At 62.8% G+C, this 17,021-nt stretch carries 18 protein-coding genes; 16 read left to right on the top strand and 2 right to left on the bottom strand.

Going from position 1 to position 17,021, the window contains the following annotated elements; translation table 11 throughout:
- Positions 1 to 49 precede the first annotated feature (49 nt).
- On the bottom strand, positions 50 to 1,471 hold the full coding sequence (locus AUP43_RS02685) for an IS1182 family transposase (RefSeq protein ID WP_067552299.1): 1,422 nt from the start codon (positions 1,469 to 1,471) through the stop codon (positions 50 to 52).
- A gap of 152 nt (positions 1,472 to 1,623) precedes the next feature.
- On the opposite strand from AUP43_RS02685, the gene AUP43_RS02680 reads away from it, so the two are divergent.
- From AUP43_RS02680 to AUP43_RS02620, 13 genes are all read left to right on the top strand, one after another.
- On the top strand, positions 1,624 to 1,902 hold the full coding sequence (locus AUP43_RS02680) for a metal-sensitive transcriptional regulator (RefSeq protein WP_067552296.1): 279 nt from the start codon (positions 1,624 to 1,626) through the stop codon (positions 1,900 to 1,902).
- Positions 1,899 to 2,672 carry a glutaredoxin family protein gene (locus AUP43_RS02675; RefSeq protein ID WP_269746853.1) on the top strand — a complete coding sequence of 258 codons (774 nt, stop codon included), beginning with the start codon at positions 1,899 to 1,901 and terminating at the stop codon, positions 2,670 to 2,672. Before AUP43_RS02680 ends, AUP43_RS02675 begins: the two co-directional genes overlap by 4 nt.
- A 51-nt stretch (positions 2,673 to 2,723) precedes the next feature.
- Complete coding sequence (locus AUP43_RS02670; RefSeq protein ID WP_232314859.1) at positions 2,724 to 3,290, top strand: DUF305 domain-containing protein; 567 nt, start codon at positions 2,724 to 2,726, stop codon at positions 3,288 to 3,290.
- Between the two features lie 499 nt (positions 3,291 to 3,789).
- The gene (locus AUP43_RS02665; RefSeq protein WP_067552293.1) at positions 3,790 to 4,182 is read left to right on the top strand and encodes a DUF2958 domain-containing protein; all 393 of its coding nucleotides are present in this window, start codon (positions 3,790 to 3,792) and stop codon (positions 4,180 to 4,182) included.
- A gap of 57 nt (positions 4,183 to 4,239) precedes the next feature.
- Positions 4,240 to 6,069, top strand: coding sequence for a ParB/RepB/Spo0J family partition protein (locus AUP43_RS02660; RefSeq protein WP_067552290.1), 1,830 nt, complete (start codon positions 4,240 to 4,242; stop codon positions 6,067 to 6,069).
- Positions 6,070 to 6,143: 74 nt separating this feature from the next.
- Positions 6,144 to 6,686, top strand: a complete 543-nt coding sequence (locus tag AUP43_RS02655; RefSeq protein WP_157089197.1) for a hypothetical protein — start codon at positions 6,144 to 6,146, stop codon at positions 6,684 to 6,686.
- Positions 6,687 to 7,389: 703 nt separating this feature from the next.
- On the top strand, positions 7,390 to 7,683 hold the full coding sequence (locus AUP43_RS02650; RefSeq protein ID WP_067552275.1) for a DUF736 domain-containing protein: 294 nt from the start codon (positions 7,390 to 7,392) through the stop codon (positions 7,681 to 7,683).
- A gap of 82 nt (positions 7,684 to 7,765) precedes the next feature.
- Entirely contained in the window at positions 7,766 to 8,254 is a 489-nt protein-coding gene (locus AUP43_RS02645) for a hypothetical protein (protein WP_067552272.1), read from the top strand.
- Between the two features lie 279 nt (positions 8,255 to 8,533).
- On the top strand, positions 8,534 to 8,899 hold the full coding sequence (locus tag AUP43_RS02640; RefSeq protein ID WP_067552269.1) for a phosphoglycerate kinase: 366 nt from the start codon (positions 8,534 to 8,536) through the stop codon (positions 8,897 to 8,899).
- 489 nt (positions 8,900 to 9,388) lie between these two features.
- Positions 9,389 to 9,607, top strand: a complete 219-nt coding sequence (locus tag AUP43_RS02635) for a hypothetical protein (RefSeq protein WP_067552266.1) — start codon at positions 9,389 to 9,391, stop codon at positions 9,605 to 9,607.
- Between the two features lie 570 nt (positions 9,608 to 10,177).
- Positions 10,178 to 10,372 carry a hypothetical protein gene (locus AUP43_RS02630; RefSeq protein WP_067552263.1) on the top strand — a complete coding sequence of 65 codons (195 nt, stop codon included), beginning with the start codon at positions 10,178 to 10,180 and terminating at the stop codon, positions 10,370 to 10,372.
- 505 nt (positions 10,373 to 10,877) lie between these two features.
- Positions 10,878 to 11,429 (top strand): plasmid mobilization protein, encoded by a 552-nt coding sequence (locus tag AUP43_RS02625; RefSeq protein ID WP_067552260.1) that lies wholly within the window; start codon positions 10,878 to 10,880, stop codon positions 11,427 to 11,429.
- The gene (locus AUP43_RS02620) at positions 11,419 to 13,116 is read left to right on the top strand and encodes a relaxase/mobilization nuclease domain-containing protein (RefSeq protein WP_067552257.1); all 1,698 of its coding nucleotides are present in this window, start codon (positions 11,419 to 11,421) and stop codon (positions 13,114 to 13,116) included. The genes AUP43_RS02625 and AUP43_RS02620 overlap by 11 nt, the downstream gene beginning before the upstream one ends.
- A 3-nt stretch (positions 13,117 to 13,119) precedes the next feature.
- Here AUP43_RS02620 and AUP43_RS02615 read toward each other — a convergent pair whose 3' ends face one another.
- Positions 13,120 to 13,404 carry a hypothetical protein gene (locus AUP43_RS02615; protein ID WP_157089196.1) on the bottom strand — a complete coding sequence of 95 codons (285 nt, stop codon included), beginning with the start codon at positions 13,402 to 13,404 and terminating at the stop codon, positions 13,120 to 13,122.
- 477 nt (positions 13,405 to 13,881) lie between these two features.
- Between AUP43_RS02615 and AUP43_RS02610 the strand changes: the two genes are divergently transcribed.
- The 3 genes from AUP43_RS02610 to AUP43_RS02600 are packed head-to-tail and all read left to right on the top strand — an operon-like array spanning position 13,882 to position 16,945.
- Positions 13,882 to 14,436: a cupredoxin domain-containing protein gene (locus AUP43_RS02610; protein ID WP_198154800.1), complete on the top strand. Its 555-nt coding sequence runs from the start codon at positions 13,882 to 13,884 to the stop codon at positions 14,434 to 14,436.
- Positions 14,437 to 14,452: 16 nt separating this feature from the next.
- Entirely contained in the window at positions 14,453 to 16,198 is a 1,746-nt protein-coding gene (locus AUP43_RS02605; RefSeq protein WP_067552251.1) for a copper resistance system multicopper oxidase, read from the top strand.
- A 9-nt stretch (positions 16,199 to 16,207) separates the two neighbouring features.
- Positions 16,208 to 16,945: a copper resistance protein B gene (locus AUP43_RS02600; protein ID WP_232314858.1), complete on the top strand. Its 738-nt coding sequence runs from the start codon at positions 16,208 to 16,210 to the stop codon at positions 16,943 to 16,945.
- Positions 16,946 to 17,021 lie beyond the last annotated feature (76 nt).

Here is a 17,021-nt window from a genome sequence, read left to right as displayed (position 1 = left end):
AGAAACTCGCGACGGCCCGCCGAAGACACGGCGCAAATGGCCGAGCGGCTCAGGCGGCGCGGACCATTTTCCAGTATCCGAAAGCATTCACAGCATGGAGGACGTTGAACGCCAAGATCGACAGAGCCGCTTCCGCTTTTACCGCCCTTAAACCCCGTGTCAGGAACCGCCCGCCGCCGGACATTCGTTTAATTGTGCCAAACGGGTGTTCGACAGTGCAGCGCCTGATTTTCATCAGATCTGGATCGGCATATATGCGGGCTTCCATCCGATCGAGCGCCGCCTGATCGAACAGGCGATGGATCGTGCGCTGGGCGCCCGGGGTGCATTGCGATTTTATAGTGCACTTTTTGCATGCGGACGTCCGATATCGGATGGCCCTATTGCGAGTATGCTTTCCCGACGGCCGCAGTGTTTCGCCTGCGGGGCAGCAGATGGTGTCGGTGACTTCGTCATAGACAAACTGAGTGGGCCGGAAGTGTTCACTGTTCATCGCGCCGCGCTTAATCGGTGCTGACACCGTGACGGCGTCACGCTCGCACCGGGCTACTTCCTCAGCGTTAGAATAACCCCCATCGGTCAAGACATGGAGCTCGTCGGTATCGAGTACTCGCCGAGCACCCGTCGACATCGGGTAGAGAAGATGACTGTCATTCGCGTCATTGAAGACGTCGTGATGGACGATCAGGCCGCTCTCGACATCGACGACGCTCTGAAGATTGTACGAAGGCACCTTCGGAGCCCGTCCATAGTCCATCGGCTTGGCGTCCGGTTCACCGAAAACGAGCACCTTCTCTTCCCGCTTTTCCAATTCGATCTGACGCTTGGCCAAACGCTCTCGACGTCGCTGTAACGCTGCGACCGCACTCCTGAACGCCTCACGGTGAGCGGGCTTGTCACCAAACCCCTGTTCGACCTGATCGTCGATCGTGTCCAGTCGATCCAGATAATAGCTGATTTCGCGTTCGGTATGCGCGAGGTCCCGCGCCAACCGCTCGGCTCCCGCGATATTTTTGGGACTGGCCACGGCGCGCATCTTCGTGCCGTCGAGAGCGACCGTTTGACCGCCGATCAGCCCGTGATCCCGGCAGAAATGCACAAACGCGGCACTCGCGGCGACGATCGCTTCGGGATTGTCATGCCGGAATGCCGCGATTGTTCGATAGTCCGGGGTGAGCCGCCGCATTAACCAAAGCGCTTCAAGATCACGATGACAGGCGCGCTCAAGCAGGCGGGAAGAGCGCACTTGATTGAGGTAACCCCAAATATAGAGGCGGAGCATATCGGCGGGGTGATAGCCAGGCCTGCCCGTGATAGCGCTAACCGCGCGGTCGAACCCAAGGTCGGCCAAGTCGAGACCAGCGACGAAGGCATCGACCACTCGCACCAGTGCTTCGGGCGCGACATAGTCCTCAATGCAGGGTGGGAGCAGCGCTTGCTGCCCGCGATCCACGCCCTCGATAAACCCCATTCTCGCCTCCCTCCGGTGAGCGCCGGCATACAGAATTGGTCTCTCTAGAACCGGTTGTGCAGACCAACCTCAGTCAACGGTAGTCGAGACGATCTATTACGTGCATTCCCACTTTCGAGGGAACGAATACCCCTATAGGGTATTTATAGAATATGCCGACGGAAAAGGACAGGACAGCCGTTATCAATCGCCTGCGCCGGATCGAGGGGCAGGTGCGCGGAGTCGCGCAGATGCTTGAGCAGGACCGCTATTGCATCGACATCCTGCACCAGATTCAGGCGGTGAAGGCGGCGCTCGCCAAAGTCGAGGACAAGGTGCTGGCCGATCACACCGCCTGCTGCGTCAACGAAGCGATCGCCTCAGGCGATCCCAAAGCTCAGCGCGAGAAGTTCGCCGAGTTGGTCAATTTGTTCGGAAAGATGAAACGATGAACGATATGAGCAACAAGCCCATCGCCGACCCGGCCTCAACCGAAAAGCGGGCGACCGTTTACCGGATGGTGATGGACAAGCATATTTGCCCCTGGGGCCTCAAGACCGTGCATTTGCTGAAAAGCGAAGGCTACGAGGTCGATGACCGCTGGTTGAAAACACGCGAGGAAACCGACGCATTCAAGCAGCAGCACGACGTCAAAACGACACCGCAGACTTTTATCGGTGGTGAGCGCGTTGGTGGCTATGACGACTTGCGCCGCTTCTTGGGCAAGACGGTCAATGACCCCGACGCGACGACCTACACGCCGGTCATCGCGATCTTTGCTATGGGCGCGGCGCTGGCCCTCGCCGTCAGCTGGCTGATGGGAAACGCTCTGCTCAGCGTGATGAGCGCAGAGCTCTTCATTTCAATCACAATGTGCCTGCTCGCGCTGCAGAAGCTGCGCGACGTCGACAGCTTTGCGACGATGTTCCTCGGCTACGACCTGCTCGCGCAACGCTGGGTGCCTTACGCCTATCTCTATCCTTTTGGCGAAGGCCTCGCCGGCGTCCTGATGACCGCGCACGCGCTCAATTGGTTGTCCGTGCCGGTCGCACTGCTGATTGGTGGCATTGGCGCGGTCTCGGTGTTCTACGCGGTCTACATTCAAAAGCGCGAGCTCAAGTGCGCCTGCGTCGGCGGCAATTCGAATGTACCACTCGGATTCGTTTCGTTGACCGAGAACGTAATGATGTTCGCCATGGGCTTGTGGATGATCTTCGCCTGACAGTCTCCAAAAGGAACATGACTGGAAAAACAGATATCTGAGGAGAATAAAATGAATGAGCCGATGTCCGACCACCAGATGATGAAAATGGGTTGGGGGCGCTTCTTGGCGATGATCGCCGTTTCGACGCTTGTGATGTTCCCGCTCATGTACCAGCTCGTCTATAGCGCCGATCATGCGACCTTCAGCCTTACCCGGCTCGTCTCGTCGGTCGTGATGGGCTGCGTGATGGCGGTAATCATGCTCGCCTTCATGTGGAAGATGTATGAGGGCCAGGCGATAAAGCTTGCGGTGTTGATCGGTGCGATCGTGGTCGGCGTCGTCGCGTTGGCGATCAATCGGCAGCAGATGCTGATCGGTGACGTGGACTTTATGAAGTCGATGATCCCGCACCATTCAATTGCGATCAACAACGCCCGGAAGGCTGACATCCGCGACCCGCGGGTGCGTAAGCTAGCAGACGGCATTATCAGAGCCCAGGTGATGGAAATCGCCGAGATGAAGCTGCTGGTCGCCGATATCGAGAGAAGTGGCACTCGCGGCACCACCCCACTGCCGCCCCGTACGGCCGAACAGACGCAGGATATGCAGCCGGAAATCGACGCGGCGGTTAAATAATTCAGGACTCATCGCTCCACCGCGAACCACCTGGTCAGAGGCGATCGGTGTGGAGCACTCGATGCCGAGCTGGACGGTTTTCGCACACCCTGCCCCGCAACGCCCCGGTAGCCGCCGCGCCGGGGCCCGCGCTGCGCTGCCCGTCACGGCGGTATAGGGACGGCCCTCCAGGCCGGCGTTGATTCCTCTTCTTCGCGCTGCGCGCGAGAACCCCTCTGGCCAGCTTGTGCCGACCCCGCCGGGCTTGCCCAAGGTCGCCGTCCGGCCTGCCCGCTCCGTTCCCCCGGATCAAGTCCGGGGTCCCGTGTTGGCCGGATTGCACCCCCTGCGGGGGCGGCTCTCTTGGAGCCCGTCGGATGTCGGCGCGACGCCGCCAGGCCGACTTCGCTAACGCTTCTTCACTGGTTCTCCTGTCGTCGCTCGCCGCTGGGCAGAGGTTCATGCGCGGGGCGTGTGTGCCCTGTGCAGATACCAACGACTGCACGGAGGATTGAAGCGAATGAACGACACGACAACGAACCTTGGCAGCGCATCGGCGCTGCTGACTGACGAGCAACGCGCCCGGTTGCTGGCCAATGGCCATGCCAACCGTGAGCGCATCAGCAAGGGTTTGGACGAACACGACTGGCAGCCCGTGGTGAAGCTGTTCTGCCCGTGGGGCGCGGCAACGTGGCTGTTGTCGGAGCTTGACCCCGAGGACGAGGACATTGCCTTCGGTCTTTGCGACCTGGGCATGGGCTGTCCCGAACTGGGCAGCGTGCGCCTGTCGGAGCTTGCCGCCGTCCGTGGCCCCGGTGGGCTGACCATCGAGCGCGACGAGCACTTCAAAGCCACCAAGAGCCTGTCGGCTTATGCCGACGAGGCCCGCGAACACGACCGCATCCAAGCCTGACCAACCCGCGCCCGTGCTTCGGCGCGGGCGCTCATCCCTATGAAAGGAAATCGACCCATGACCATCCAGACCATCCCCCTGAACAAACTCACCGTTGCCGAGGGCGGTAATCCCCGCCGCAGCATGGATGCCGCCGCGCTTGAAGGGCTGGCCGCTTCCATCAAGGCTGACGGCCTGTTGCAGAACCTTGTCGTCCGTAAGGACGGGCGCAAGTTCCGCATCGTGTCCGGCGAACGGCGCTATCGTGCCCTGTCGCTGTTGGCCGAGCGCGGCGACATCGAGAAGGAGTATCCCGTGCCCGTCGAGGTGCGCGGCGGCCTATCCGAGGCGGACGCGCTGCGGCTGGCCACCGTCGAGAACATCCAGCGGGAGCAGTTGGCCCCGATGGACGAGGCCGAGGCGTTCGCCACGCTCTTGGGCGAGGGTGCCAGCCTTGAGGACGTGGCCGCCAAGGCGGGCGTGTCCGTGCTCACCGTCAAGCGGCGCTTGGCGCTGGCTTCCCTCTGCGACGAGGCAAAAGCCTTGGTGCGGGAGGGGGAGTTTTCCCTGTCGGTGGCCGAGGCGCTGACGCTGGCCACCCATGACCAGCAACGCGCCATCATCGAGCGATTGGAGCAGGACTATCATTACGATGCCGATGACATTCGAGGGATGTTGACGCGGGAGAAGCCCGCCAAGTCCCTCGCCATTTTCCCGCTGGAGCAATACACGGGCACCTTCACCGCCGACCTGTTTGCGGACGAGGACGGCACCTTCTTTGACGATGCCGAGCAGTTCCACCGCTTGCAGGCCGGAGCTGTGGAGGCGTTGGCTGCGCACCACCGTGAGACGGGTGCTGCGTTCGTCGAAGTGCTGACTGAGAGCTATGCCCCATGGTGGCAGTACCGTGAGGCCGGCACAGAGCAGGGTGAGGCGCGCGGCGTGGTCATTCACTTCAAGCCGAGCGGGCGTGTGGAGGTGCGGGAAGGGCTGGTCAGGAAGGACGTGCGCCCGAGCGTGGCCGAGGCGACGGCGCAGGCTCCCGCCGCGCCGAAGCCCCAGTCCGAATACACCGGCCCAGTCGTGCGGATGGTCAACGCCCACAAGAGCGAGGCCATGATGGATGCCTTGCTGGCCGATGCCCGCAAGGCCAAGGAAGTCGCCGTCATCCAGATGATGCGCGGCATCCGCTACAACGGGCGCGTTGCGGTGGATGCCCACCCCGCGCTGGCGTTCTTTGCCGCCAGCGACAAGCCGCCCGTCAGTTACAGCGCCATCGAGCGGACCGCGCAGGAGTTCGTCGCGGCGCTGGGCTTGGAAGGTGGCAAGCGTCCTGCCTACGCCCGCCCGAGCCGGGGTGCGTGGGACGCGCTCTTGAATGACGACAAGAGTGGCAGCCAGCTTTATGCGGCAGTGAAGAGCCTGTCCGACACCGAGCTTGAGCAGCTTCATTTGCTGCTGACGGTTCTGGCCTTCGGGCAGGAGAGCATGGAGGTGCTCGATACCATCGACAGCCTGTTCAATCAGGTGGCGGCGGATTTGGGTGTGGACATGCGGGGCCGCTGGGTGCCGGATGAGGACTTCCTCACCCGCCGTCGCAAAGACCAGCTTGAGGCCATCGCCCGCGAGAGCGGGGCGGTGTCCCGTCTGGGCAAGCTCAAGGACTACACCAAGAGCAAGCTGGCGGATGCGCTGTCCCGGCATTTCCGCCGTTGCGCCGAGGACGACACGACCCTGTCCGCCGACCTGCGGGAGCGGGGCCGCGACTGGCTCCCCGGAGCCATGCTGTTCCCCGCCGTTACGTCGGACGTGCCCGCGCCGGAGGCCGAGGCCGTCGAGGATGCCGACGAAATGGAGGAGCCGTCTGACATCGAGAACGACGAGGAGGAGTACACGCAGGCGGCATAACCAGCGCCGCCCCGCCAGTCATCGCTGGCGGGGCGGACGCCTTGCGACATTCTCAGATCGAACGGTGGATGCGCATGTTAAAATTCATGGAAAACAAGGAAAGTATATTGGACGTGGCGTTTGTAGATGTTGGTTTGTATTTCGACATAGTGAGGTTCCTGGGGAACCACAAAGACAAGATAAGCGGCGACGAACTCACGACGCTACACATCGTATCGGGCGCCTACCTCCTGAAAGAGGATGTGAAGCGTAAAGTCATACTCGATGCGCTGGATATCATCGCGCGATACGAAGGAGCGCAGCAGGCGGTCAGCGTCTCCGATTTCGACCCAGACGACCGCGCTCTCATAGAATCCGCGCTTGCAAACCCTGCCCCGGACGATCCAACGGCGCGGGCAATCGCGGAACGCATTAAAGAGGCGATGGGCCGCTACTGGCGACAGGCCGAGAAACAGGGCCGCGCGCCGACGGAACTGATTCTTGTCCGTCCGAAAACCGCACTCGATGATGTTGCCTGTCGCCTGTTCTTGCAGGCGATCGCCGACACGCTTGGCCACAAGCTCACCATCGTCTGGGTAGACGATCTGCCGCGCGAGCCCGCCCAGCCCGTCGAGTAGCGGCCATCCGGCTGGTTCCTTTGAGAAAGGAGGGTTGTGCCAGTGCCAACGGTTCTCGGCGGTATCGCCGTTCTCATTGTTGCGGCCTACGTTGCCAACGTCACAGGCAGTCCCGACGCCGTGGGCTGGGTGCTCCTCGCCGCGCCGTTTGCGCTTCCAGTCGGGGCGTTTGTCCTTTGGCTGGTTGCGTCGATATTCCGGTTCGTCTTTGTCGGGCCGCGTGCGCGTGACCGATAGCATCTGCACCCTGACATGCCGGTGCGGCCCTGGACTTCTCCGATGCTGCCACCTTGCCTTTGTGCGGGCGGATAAGACTTCTCGCCGCCAGGTGCCTGCGACCGTGGCCTGTGCCTGCCGCCCGTAACTGGCGCGGCTTCGCCGCCATGTCAGGTGAGGGACCACCGAGGCAGCCAAGGCTTCCGCTCCATTGTTTGGGTCGGTCAGCGACCCCTCTGCGTCCTTTCCTGTATGGCCACATCTGAGCCCGTCGCCCGTCCCCGCAACGGCGCGCGGTCAGTTTATTCCCCTGCGGCTACGCCGCATTCCACGCCGACGCTGCGCTCCAACAAACAGCCCGCTTGCCGTCTGCCGCTTCGCTTCGCCCGCTTCGGGGTGCAGGGACGGCCTGATCCGGTCTCCGTCATGGGCCATGGAAAGGTCGCGATGGGCGCGACCGCCAGAACCAAGCAAGGAGACTTTCATCATGGCTACCATCGGCACCTTCACCAAGACCGACAGCGGCTTCACCGGCACCATCCAGACCCTCGGCGTCAAGGCCACCAAGGTCGCGATCAGCAGCGTCGAGAAGACCAACGATTCCGCCCCTGACTTCCGCGTCAAGGCGGGCACCGTCGAGATTGGCGCGGCCTGGCACCGAACCAGCAAGGGCGGCAACGAGTACATCTCGGTCAAGCTGGACGACCCGAGCTTCGCCGCTCCGATCTACGCCAACCTGGTCGAACAGGACAAAGGCTTCGCCCTGATCTGGAGCCGCTGACCACAGGCGACGCCGCCCGCCTCACGGCGGGCGGCACTGCCGCCAGAACATTTTAGCGATTTAACGAAAGGACGTTTTCATCATGATCACTTTGACCAACATCCATATGCAACGCCTGCACGCCGAGGCGGCTCGCCTCGCCGAGGACGCCGAGCATCGGCTCGCGTCCGCCGAGAAATCCGATGATCCCGACGACTGGGATGCGTGGAAAGAGGCCGATGGTCTCGCGGCCGGTTTCAGGCTCGCATTGCAGGAGGTTGTCCGCCAGGCGGCGATCCCCGAGCTTCCCATGTCTGCGCTGAGTTACGATGACTGGCATGCCCAGTACCGGCCCATCGACAACGCCGTGGATCTGATTGCGCCGTTTGAAGGTACGCTGTTTGGAACCTTCGGGCCGGAACTGGATGCTGTGCGCGCCGCCGACCCTTTGTGCGTCTGGACTTTGGTGGAGTGGGGGGATGCCGACAACATGTACGTCCTGAGCGGCTGCCACCTCGTCAATCGTGTTGGTTACTTCATCACCGACCGCCCTCGGGTTGGTGACGAGCCGGTGGGGATTTTCGTCGATTGATGCCCTCCCGAAAGCCTCTGCCGGTCCGCCGGCAGAGGCTTTCGTCATGCCGCTCGCTGCACGCGGTGGCGAGCGTCCTCTCCATCCCGACCCATCGTCCGTTGCTGCCTCCCTCGGATGGTGCGCGTTCGTGGCGGACGGCGCCTAGCCGTCCATGACCAGCCCGCGCCGGCGGGGCGGTGCCCCTCCCGTGTTGGTCAGGACGGCGGCGGCTCATGCCGCCCGCCCTTTCGGTCGCGTCCTTCGGGACGGACATCAACGAACGAAAGGGTATTCTTTATGGGATTGGATATGTACGCCTACGCCACCGCCGACACCTTCGACGCGGAAGTGGACTTCATCCCGAAAACGGCGGCGGAGATCGCCTACTGGCGCAAGCATCCCAACCTGCACGGTTGGATGGAGAAGCTCTATTACGCCAAGGGCGGCCACGACATCGACTTCAACTGCGCCAATGTCGCGTTGACGGTGGAGGATCTGGATCGGCTGGAAGCCGACATCCGCGCCAAGGCGCTGCCATTCACCGAGGGCTTCTTCTTCGGCGAGAGCGACGGGTCGGAGGTCGAAGGCGACCTCGCCTTCATCGTAGCCGCGCGCGCGGCCATCGTTGAAGGGAAGACGGTGTTCTACACAGCCTGGTGGTGAGCCGCGTCGGCCAACGGCGAGCCGCCCGGCAACGGGCGGCTCTGCAGTGCAATCGCGTCCGGCTCAGGCAGGTGTGCCACCTGGCGCGACGGACATCGAGCAGTCGGACAAGCCGCTCTGCCTCAAGCCTCGGTTCCTGAAGACGGCGTAGTTCGGCTCCGCCGAATGGTCGCGGCTTGCTCAGAGAACTAACCTCGATGCCCTGTCCGGCAAGTCCAGATGAGAGGCTGCCGGCATGTTCAGCCGGGGCTTTCCTCCTTCCTCTGGCCGTGACCGGCGGGCCTTCCTGAACTGGGCGAACGTGGCGTCGGCGGCGACCGCCGCAACGGGTCGGGCCGACTTTCTTGTCACTGCGTTCCAACAAAGTCGGCCCTCACCGTCCTCCACTTCGTTCCGTCCCTACGGGTGCGGCTGGTCGCCTATGCCGCCGCCTTTCGTCGCCCATGGAAGGCTGCGGTCGCGGCCAGGACAACGGAAGGAGCAAAGACCATGAACCGACTGAACACCACCGACAACCTCTTGGACCTGACCTGGGACGAATACGTCATCGAGGTCGAGGACAATTATCTGATCGAGACCGGCGACGACATCGACGAAGGCGACTACGCCGACATCGTCCACGCTTACGACCGAGGCATGAGCCCGATCGGTTGCGTGATCGCCCTGATCGAAGGTCAGCGCCGCGCAGGCCGGCCGTTGGCCGCCTGAGCCGGACGCGACCGCACTTCAGCCCCGCCGGCGAACCGGCGGGGTTCGTCGTCCCAGAGCACGGTCAATGACGCGGAAGGGGCGGCAGCGCCCGGCGGGCGGAAACGCGAAGCCCCGCCGGAAAACCTGCGGGGCTGGAGGTAGTGCGGCGGCAGTCTTCGCCCGCAGGCAGGGGCAGCGGTATCCGTCCGGACACTGACGGTACCAGAACGGAGCCGACAGCGTATCCGGGGCGCCAGTCGAGACCTCGGCGAAATGCGGACGCGCCGCTATACTGCCAGAAGGATCAGCCCTGGCCGATCGGTGTCGGCGGCCCCTGTCCGGCCTCTTCTTGGGGAAACAGCAGCCACACCGGCACGGGCCTTCGATAGGGGGCCAATCTGGCATCGGCGTCGCGCGCCGCAATGGGTCGGCCCGACTTTCTTGTCACTGCGTTCCAACAAAGTCGGCCCTCGCCCGTCCTCCGCTGCGCTGCGGCCCTCCGGGTGCGGCACGCTCCTGCGCCGCTGCCTGATCTTGGCCACGAAGGCCGCGCGGTGCGGCCCAAGAAACCCCAAGAGGAGACCGACCATGAGCAAGCCACACGCAATCGACATCTGCCAGAGCATCACACCCGCAGAATACATAGCTTTCGTACTGAGCGATTTCACCGACGGCTACGACCGCGCCCCCAACAAAGACGCAACCGGTGTGCTCCGCTTCTGGCACTCGATCAACGTCCATCCGGAGTGCGCAGCGGACATGCTGGCAGTGTCCGGCTACTGACAGCCGTCGCGCTCCGTCGCGCCAGCCCCGCAGGTTGTCCTGCGGGGCTTCTCGCGAGTCTATCCTGCGGCAGGTTACGGGCGGGCATAGACGGCGTTGGCCCGCCCGCTGGCGCTGTGCCGGTTCCGGCAGCGGTTGTCGTTGATGGCCATTGGCGGGTGTTGTGGCTTGTGGCAGGGGGCGGTTTTGGCTAGTATGGCGTTGTCCATTTCTGGCATTAAGTGACTGTACTGTCAGTCTGAATCGCTGCCATCCTGTGGTCCGACCCCATAAGCGGGGGAGGGTTTGCGTGTTACAGGGTGGAGGCAAGATGGATGTTGTGTTACAAAAACTCCCGCGTCGAGGCTGCCGCCCCGACGCCGGCCGCGGCTTCGCCGGCCGGCCCGACGGGAGTTTCTTCCACCCAACAGGGCGCGCATTCGACCCACTGAAGGGGTCTCAAGCAGCAGCCATCTTGCTCTGCGAGGCCCAAGGGAACGCCACTGAGACGGGGGGTATCTGAGCGATGGCACGGCCAACCCTCGACCCCCAGCGCAGGCGCTCCGAGACGCTCAACCTCCGGCTCGCTCCGACCGAGATGTATGACCTCCGGCGTCGCGCCGCCGAGGCTGGCGTGACGCTCGCCGAGTATGCCCGCGCCACCCTGACCGGACGGCGGCCGAAACCGAAACCGGTCAAGGACCGGATGATGTCGGCGCTCCTCTACGAGCTGTCCTCCATCGCCACGAACCTCTCCCAGCTTGAGGACGTGACCGGCGATGCCAACTTCGCCAAGTGGGCGCGCTATGTCGGCGGTGACCTGGTGGAGCGGGTGACGGACCGGCATGACCTGGCGCTGCTCATCGAGGAGCACCTGGAGGCGATCAACGGCGTGGGTCACATGATCAATGCCATGGCCCGGCGCGCCAATGTGGGGAAAGACCCAGACCCCGGCGAGGTCGAGGAGACCCTCTCCATTCTCGGCCGCGTGCTGGAACCCATCCACAAGGCGGTGAAGCGGCCGGCCGGCGGCAGGGGCAAGGAGCCAGATCCCGGGAGCGGTCGGGATGCGCTTTAAGGTTCCCCAGCGCCAGCCGGAGAGCTTCCGGGCCTCCGCTCTCTATCTTGCCGGCCGCGTGAAGGGCCTGTCGCCCGACCGGGTCGAGTTCGTCGAGCGGCGCAACCTCCATACCGACGACCCGCGCGCGGCGGCGGCCGTCATGGACGCCACCGCCCAGAAGTCGGCACGATGCAAGCGGCCGGCCTACCACTTCATCATCACCTTCGACCCGAACGACGCGGCCGCCGGGAAGGTGACGCCGGAGGTGAAGCGGCGGGTCGCGCGGGAGGTGATCGAGCGGATGGGCCTGACCGAGCACCAGCTCCTGGTCTATTCCCACAAGGACACTGACCATCCCCACCTGCATTTCCTGGTCAACCGCATCCACCCGACCCAGCACGTCGCCTTCAACCGGCACCAGGACGGGCGGAAGCTGACCGGCATCGTGCAGGAGCTGGCCTTGGAACTCGGGCTGAACGTCCTGCGCAACCGGGACCATGAGCGCCAGCTCGACCGGGAGGTAGTGGAGGATTTCGGTCCCAGCGTCTCCGATGCCGAATACTGGCGGGCGCGGCGGGAGGAGCGCGAGGCGCAGCTTCCCTTCGGCAAGGACGCCGTCGCCGACCTGCGCCGCCGCCTGAAAGACGACTTCATCCGCGCGCGGGACTGGGATGATTTGGCCGGGCGGCTGGCGGCCAAGGGCATCACGCTGGAGCGCAAGGGACAGGGACTGATCCTCACCGACGGCGAGCGCTTCGCCAAGCTCTCCGAGATGGGCAAGGGCGTCCGCTTCCTTGTCCTGGAACAGCGCTTCGGAGAGAGCTTCGACGACCACATGGCCCGTCAGGCCGCGCGGGTCGCGCAGCGGGACCGGAACCGCGATGCCGCCGTGCCCGACACTGCCGGCATGGCGCCGGCCGATCGTCGCACGGTGCAGGGAATGTTCGACGAGGAGCCGGACCGCGACCCGGCCGAGAATGCGGTTCGGCGTCTCGACGAGGCGGACATGGATTTCCGCTACTGGAGCCAGATCGAGGCGTCCTATCGGACGGCCGCCGGCAAGGTGCGCTACGCCGAGCGCCAGCAATCGTTCTCCGAGAAGCAGGTTCACCGCGACGAGGCATGGCTTGGCAAGCGCAGCCAAAGTCTCAACGACATCCTTGGGAAGGTTTACCGGGACGCCGCCAAGGCCCGCGCGCTCTGGGACGAGCTGGAGCAGAAGTTCGGCATCCGCGACGCCGAGCGGATGATCGAGAAGGACCCCTTCATCCTCGGGGCGGTGCGCGGCATTCGGCTCGGCGACACCCGCACGGCCGAGCGGCAGGAAGCCAAGCGGTACTACCGCTACATCGTCGAACGCCGGCGCCGGTGGCGGGATGCCCAGAACCGGCTTGAGCATACCCGCGCCGAGATCGAGCGCGCGCGCCAGCGGGTGAAGCTGGCCGTCCGGGACTATGAGATGCTCCAGCAGATCGCCGGCACGCCGCAGGTGCTGCGGGAGGTTGTTCTGGAGAAGATGAAGGCGCGTGCGCGCGCCCTGGCGCGCGTCACTGAGCGCGCGATTGAGAGGAGCCGCCTGTCAGACGAACGGCGCGAGCAGCTTCATCGCGCCTGGCGGCTGGCGAAGGAGCGGCGACTTGAGCGGGAGCGCAAACGCGAACGAGGCCGGGCGTTTGGGCTCGACCTCGATCTGTTCGATGAGTGATCTTCAATCCGCAGTGTATTTGTCAGCCACGCTAATGACGTCAATGTCCCTGCATTCCATTTTCGCCACCGCAGCGCAGGCTATTGAATTTTTGGGCGCCAAGGCTATATTGGATGTATGGAAATCGCTGGCCATCTGTTGAGCAAAAACCTCCGCCGCCTCATCGGCTTGGTGCTTGCAGCAGCTTTTCTCATGGCAAGTTTCGGTTTCGCACATGCCATGCCGATGTCCAGTTCCCATCAACATCCTGTCGAACGCGCGTGCCTTCAGGAAGGGCTGTCCCATCATGCAGACCTCTCCCAAGCGCCGGATTGCGCTGAAAACGCCGCTCAAAAGGATCAAGATGAGCCCACGAGGCATGGCGCCATAGGGAGCTGCTGTGTTGTTACTTGCTCCCCCACGATTCCGGTCGCCGTTTTCTCGGAGTTCGTGATCGTTAGCTTTTCAATGATACGGCTCAGTGCTCATGTAGACCGGTTCGCGGGCTTGGATGCCCCGGACGGTCTTTTCCGTCCGCCCCGCGCACGCGCCTGATCTCCGCGCGGCTGCCCTGGTTGGGCGGGAGTCGGACAACAAGAACTTCACGTTCCTGCTGACCTACGAATTGTGCTCGTTCGAGCGTAGCAGGTTCGGAAGTGCGCTATGGCGCGTTCTGTTTCCCTTCCGATCCGCTTGTCGCGTTCGCCGGTGAATAGCTCCCGGTCAAGGAGGTCTGTGTCCTCAAGCAGCCTCGCTTCTCTCGATGTGACAAATAGGACTCGAAAAATGTCGAAAACATTCCCGAACTTGTTCCGCGTTTCTCTCCTCGCCGGCTTCACGATGACCGCCGCTGCCGGTGTCGCGTTCGCCTCTCCTGGTCATGGCTTGCCGTTCGGCGAGCCAGCCAAAGCCTCGCAGGCGACCCGCACTGTGACGATCACCATGCGCGACAATCTGTATGAACCCGAAAGTCTGACCGTGAAGTCGGGCGAGATTGTCCGCTTCGTACTCGTGAACAAGGGTGAACTGCTTCACGAGTTCAACATCGGTACCGCCGCCATGCACGCCAAGCATCAGGAAGAAATGGCGATGATGATGGAACACGGCATGCTGACGCCGACCGGTATGAACCATGACATGGCGAAGATGGATCATTCAAAGATGGGCGGCATGAACATGGGCGATATGAAGCATGACGATCCCAACAGCGTCCTTGTCGAGCCCGGCAAGACGGCGGAATTGGTCTGGAAGTTCACCAAGCCGGCCGAACTCGAATTCGCCTGCAACATCCCTGGACACTACGAATCCGGGATGGCTGGCCTAATCAAGTTCACGAAGTGAAGGGGAGGAGCAGGCAATGAACAAGCCAATCTCTGGCTTCTCCCGGCGGGACGCGCTCAAACTCGCCGGCGCTGCGGGAATCGCTGGCACCCTCGCGGTCTATCCGGGGCGTCGCAGTTTCGCTTCCTCGACGAAGGAGTACACACTGAACGTAGAAGCTGGCCGCATTGCCGTCGATGGCGTCAGCAGCAACGCCATCCTGATGGGCGGTTCCGTGCCAGCGCCGACAATGCGCTGGCGGGAGGGTGAAGAGATCGTGGTTTATGCGACCAATCGCCTGGCCGTGCCCACTTCCATCCACTGGCACGGGCTCCTCATCGAAGGCGTCATGGACGGCGCACCCGGCTTCAACGGCTATGTCGCCATCCAGCCTGGCGAGACCTACACCTACCGCTTCAAGCTACGTCAAGCCGGCACCTATTGGTACCACAGCCACTCCGCGATGCAGGAGCAGCAGGGCATGTACGGCGCGATTGTCATCGAGCCTTCCGGGCGTGAGCCGGTGCGCGCAGACCGCGACTATGTCGTGGTTCTCTCGGACCATACCCAAGAAGACCCAAAACGCGTGCTGTCCAACCTGAAGGCCGATGCCGGGTACTACAATTACGGGAAAAGGACCCTCATCGACTTCTTCCGGGACGCAAACCGCTACGGGTTCAATACCGCTCTGAAGGACCGCATGGAATGGGGCGACATGCGTATGGACCCGACCGACCTCGCGGACGTCACCGGATACACCTTCCTGATCAACGGCCGTGGACCGAGAGACAACTGGACCGCCCTGTTCAATCCCGGTGAGCGAATCCGGCTCAGGTTTATCAACGCATCGGCCATGAGCTTCTTCGATGTCCGCATACCGGGACTTCCCATGACCGTGTTCTCGGCCGATGGACAGAATGTCCAGCCAGTTCGTGTCGACGAGTTCCGTTTCGGCGTCGGCGAGACGTACGACGTCATCGTGCTTCCACGGGATGACAAGGCGTTCACGATCTTCGCAGAGCCGGTCGATCGTTCGGGCTATGCCCGGGCTACGCTAGCGCCGCGTGAGGGTATGGAGGCTGTTATCCCCGAACAGCGACCGCGCACGATTCTCAGCATGGCAGACATGGGCATGGCACACGGTGGCATGGACCACAGTTCGATGACAGGGATGGACCATGGCTCGATGGCGGGCGGTGCCATGTCCGGTGGCGCCATGGGTGGCATGGACCATAGCAAGATGGGCGGAGCGCCCATGGCTGGCATGGACCACGGCACCATGGGTCATGGCGGAGCGGCGGCCGAGGGCGGAGAACGCCGTCCCTTCGGCTGGGCCGACGCAAGCACGCCGCCGGGGTCGAAGGCTCTGGACTACGCAGACCTGAAAGCGTCGACGCCGAACTCGGACGGCCGTGAGCCGAATCACGAGATCGAAGTGCGGCTGACAGGCATCATGGAACGGTACATGTGGAACCTGAACGGTCGTCCCTTCGGGAAGGACGAGCCGATCCGTGTGGCCTATGGGGACCGGGTACGCTTGAAGTTCGTCAACACGACGATGATGGCGCACCCCATGCACCTGCACGGCATGTTTGTCGAACTGGAGAACGGCCAGACCGACAGGAAGCCGCGCAAGCACGTCGTCGTGGTGCCTCCCGGCAAGACCGTCTCTGCGCTCTTGACGGCGAACGAGCCGGGCGATTGGCCGTTCCATTGCCACCTGATCTATCACATGGAAGCTGGGATGATGACACGTTTCATCGTCGAGCCGAAAAGCGCGTGAGGCAGAACGATGAAATCAATATTTGGACGATACAACCCTCGGCAGAAGCTCGCGTTTCTTGCCGGTTTCATGCCTGCCCTGTTCCTGTTCGGCCCGGCCCAATCCGCCGAGCCTGGTCAGCTGTTCACCTTCTTTCAGGCCGACCAGGTCGAATACCGAGCGAATGATGGGCAGGATAGTCTCAACTGGGATGCCCAGGGCTGGATCGGTAACGACGACCACAAGGCCTGGCTGAAAACCGAAGGCGAGAAACCGACCGACGGGCAGTTGGAAAAGGGAGAAATTCAGCTGCTCTATAGCCGCCGGATTTCCGATTTCTTCGATGCGCAGGCGGGTGTGCGCTATGACTTTGAACCCGGCCCTGAACGGGGGTTCGGTGTCTTCGCCTTGCAGGGACTGGCACCTTATTGGTTCGAAGTCGATGCCTCCGCTTTCGTCAGCAACGAAGGCGAGGTTTCGGCTCGCTTCGAGGTCGAGTACGATCTCTTGATCACACAGAAGCTGATCCTGCAACCGACGGCCGAAGTCAACCTTGCAGCCCAAAGCGTACGGGAGCGGGGCATCGGCTCCGGCATTAACGATGTCGAGCTTGGGCTTCGACTCCGCTACGAAATTGAGCGGAAGTTCGCTCCGTATATCGGCATCAGTTGGGAGCGCAAGATCGGCCAGACAGCGGACCTCGCGCGGGACGAGGGAGAGGATATTGACAACCTCTCTTTCGTCACCGGCATCCGTTTCTCATTCTAACGCAGGGGATGGCTATGTTTCCAAGAGGTCTATCCGCTTTCGCCATCGTACTGATGCTTGGTAGCCCGGCGGCGGC

The sequence above is a fragment of the Oceanibaculum pacificum genome (assembly GCF_001618175.1).
GTDB classification, from domain to species: domain Bacteria; phylum Pseudomonadota; class Alphaproteobacteria; order Oceanibaculales; family Oceanibaculaceae; genus Oceanibaculum; species Oceanibaculum pacificum.
Note: the sequence above shows the minus strand (reverse complement) of the source record. Positions and strands in the feature narration are given on the sequence as shown.

What these genes read in the sequence shown, in the direction of transcription:
- AUP43_RS02665 (WP_067552293.1), top strand. Translation starts at nt 3,790, where the DNA reads ATGAACGACACGACAACGAACCTTGGCAGCGCATCGGCGCTGCTGACT.
- AUP43_RS02625 (WP_067552260.1), top strand. Translation starts at nt 10,878, where the DNA reads ATGGCACGGCCAACCCTCGACCCCCAGCGCAGGCGCTCCGAGACGCTC.
- AUP43_RS02675 (WP_269746853.1), top strand. Translation starts at nt 1,899, where the DNA reads ATGAACGATATGAGCAACAAGCCCATCGCCGACCCGGCCTCAACCGAA.
- AUP43_RS02600 (WP_232314858.1), top strand. Translation starts at nt 16,208, where the DNA reads ATGAAATCAATATTTGGACGATACAACCCTCGGCAGAAGCTCGCGTTT.
- AUP43_RS02680 (WP_067552296.1), top strand. Translation starts at nt 1,624, where the DNA reads ATGCCGACGGAAAAGGACAGGACAGCCGTTATCAATCGCCTGCGCCGG.
- AUP43_RS02655 (WP_157089197.1), top strand. Translation starts at nt 6,144, where the DNA reads ATGTTAAAATTCATGGAAAACAAGGAAAGTATATTGGACGTGGCGTTT.
- AUP43_RS02650 (WP_067552275.1), top strand. Translation starts at nt 7,390, where the DNA reads ATGGCTACCATCGGCACCTTCACCAAGACCGACAGCGGCTTCACCGGC.
- AUP43_RS02645 (WP_067552272.1), top strand. Translation starts at nt 7,766, where the DNA reads ATGATCACTTTGACCAACATCCATATGCAACGCCTGCACGCCGAGGCG.
- AUP43_RS02685 (WP_067552299.1), bottom strand. Translation starts at nt 1,471, where the DNA reads ATGGGGTTTATCGAGGGCGTGGATCGCGGGCAGCAAGCGCTGCTCCCA.
- AUP43_RS02610 (WP_198154800.1), top strand. Translation starts at nt 13,882, where the DNA reads ATGTCGAAAACATTCCCGAACTTGTTCCGCGTTTCTCTCCTCGCCGGC.
- AUP43_RS02640 (WP_067552269.1), top strand. Translation starts at nt 8,534, where the DNA reads ATGGGATTGGATATGTACGCCTACGCCACCGCCGACACCTTCGACGCG.
- AUP43_RS02615 (WP_157089196.1), bottom strand. Translation starts at nt 13,404, where the DNA reads ATGATGGGACAGCCCTTCCTGAAGGCACGCGCGTTCGACAGGATGTTG.
- AUP43_RS02620 (WP_067552257.1), top strand. Translation starts at nt 11,419, where the DNA reads ATGCGCTTTAAGGTTCCCCAGCGCCAGCCGGAGAGCTTCCGGGCCTCC.
- AUP43_RS02670 (WP_232314859.1), top strand. Translation starts at nt 2,724, where the DNA reads ATGAATGAGCCGATGTCCGACCACCAGATGATGAAAATGGGTTGGGGG.
- AUP43_RS02660 (WP_067552290.1), top strand. Translation starts at nt 4,240, where the DNA reads ATGACCATCCAGACCATCCCCCTGAACAAACTCACCGTTGCCGAGGGC.
- AUP43_RS02605 (WP_067552251.1), top strand. Translation starts at nt 14,453, where the DNA reads ATGAACAAGCCAATCTCTGGCTTCTCCCGGCGGGACGCGCTCAAACTC.
- AUP43_RS02635 (WP_067552266.1), top strand. Translation starts at nt 9,389, where the DNA reads ATGAACCGACTGAACACCACCGACAACCTCTTGGACCTGACCTGGGAC.
- AUP43_RS02630 (WP_067552263.1), top strand. Translation starts at nt 10,178, where the DNA reads ATGAGCAAGCCACACGCAATCGACATCTGCCAGAGCATCACACCCGCA.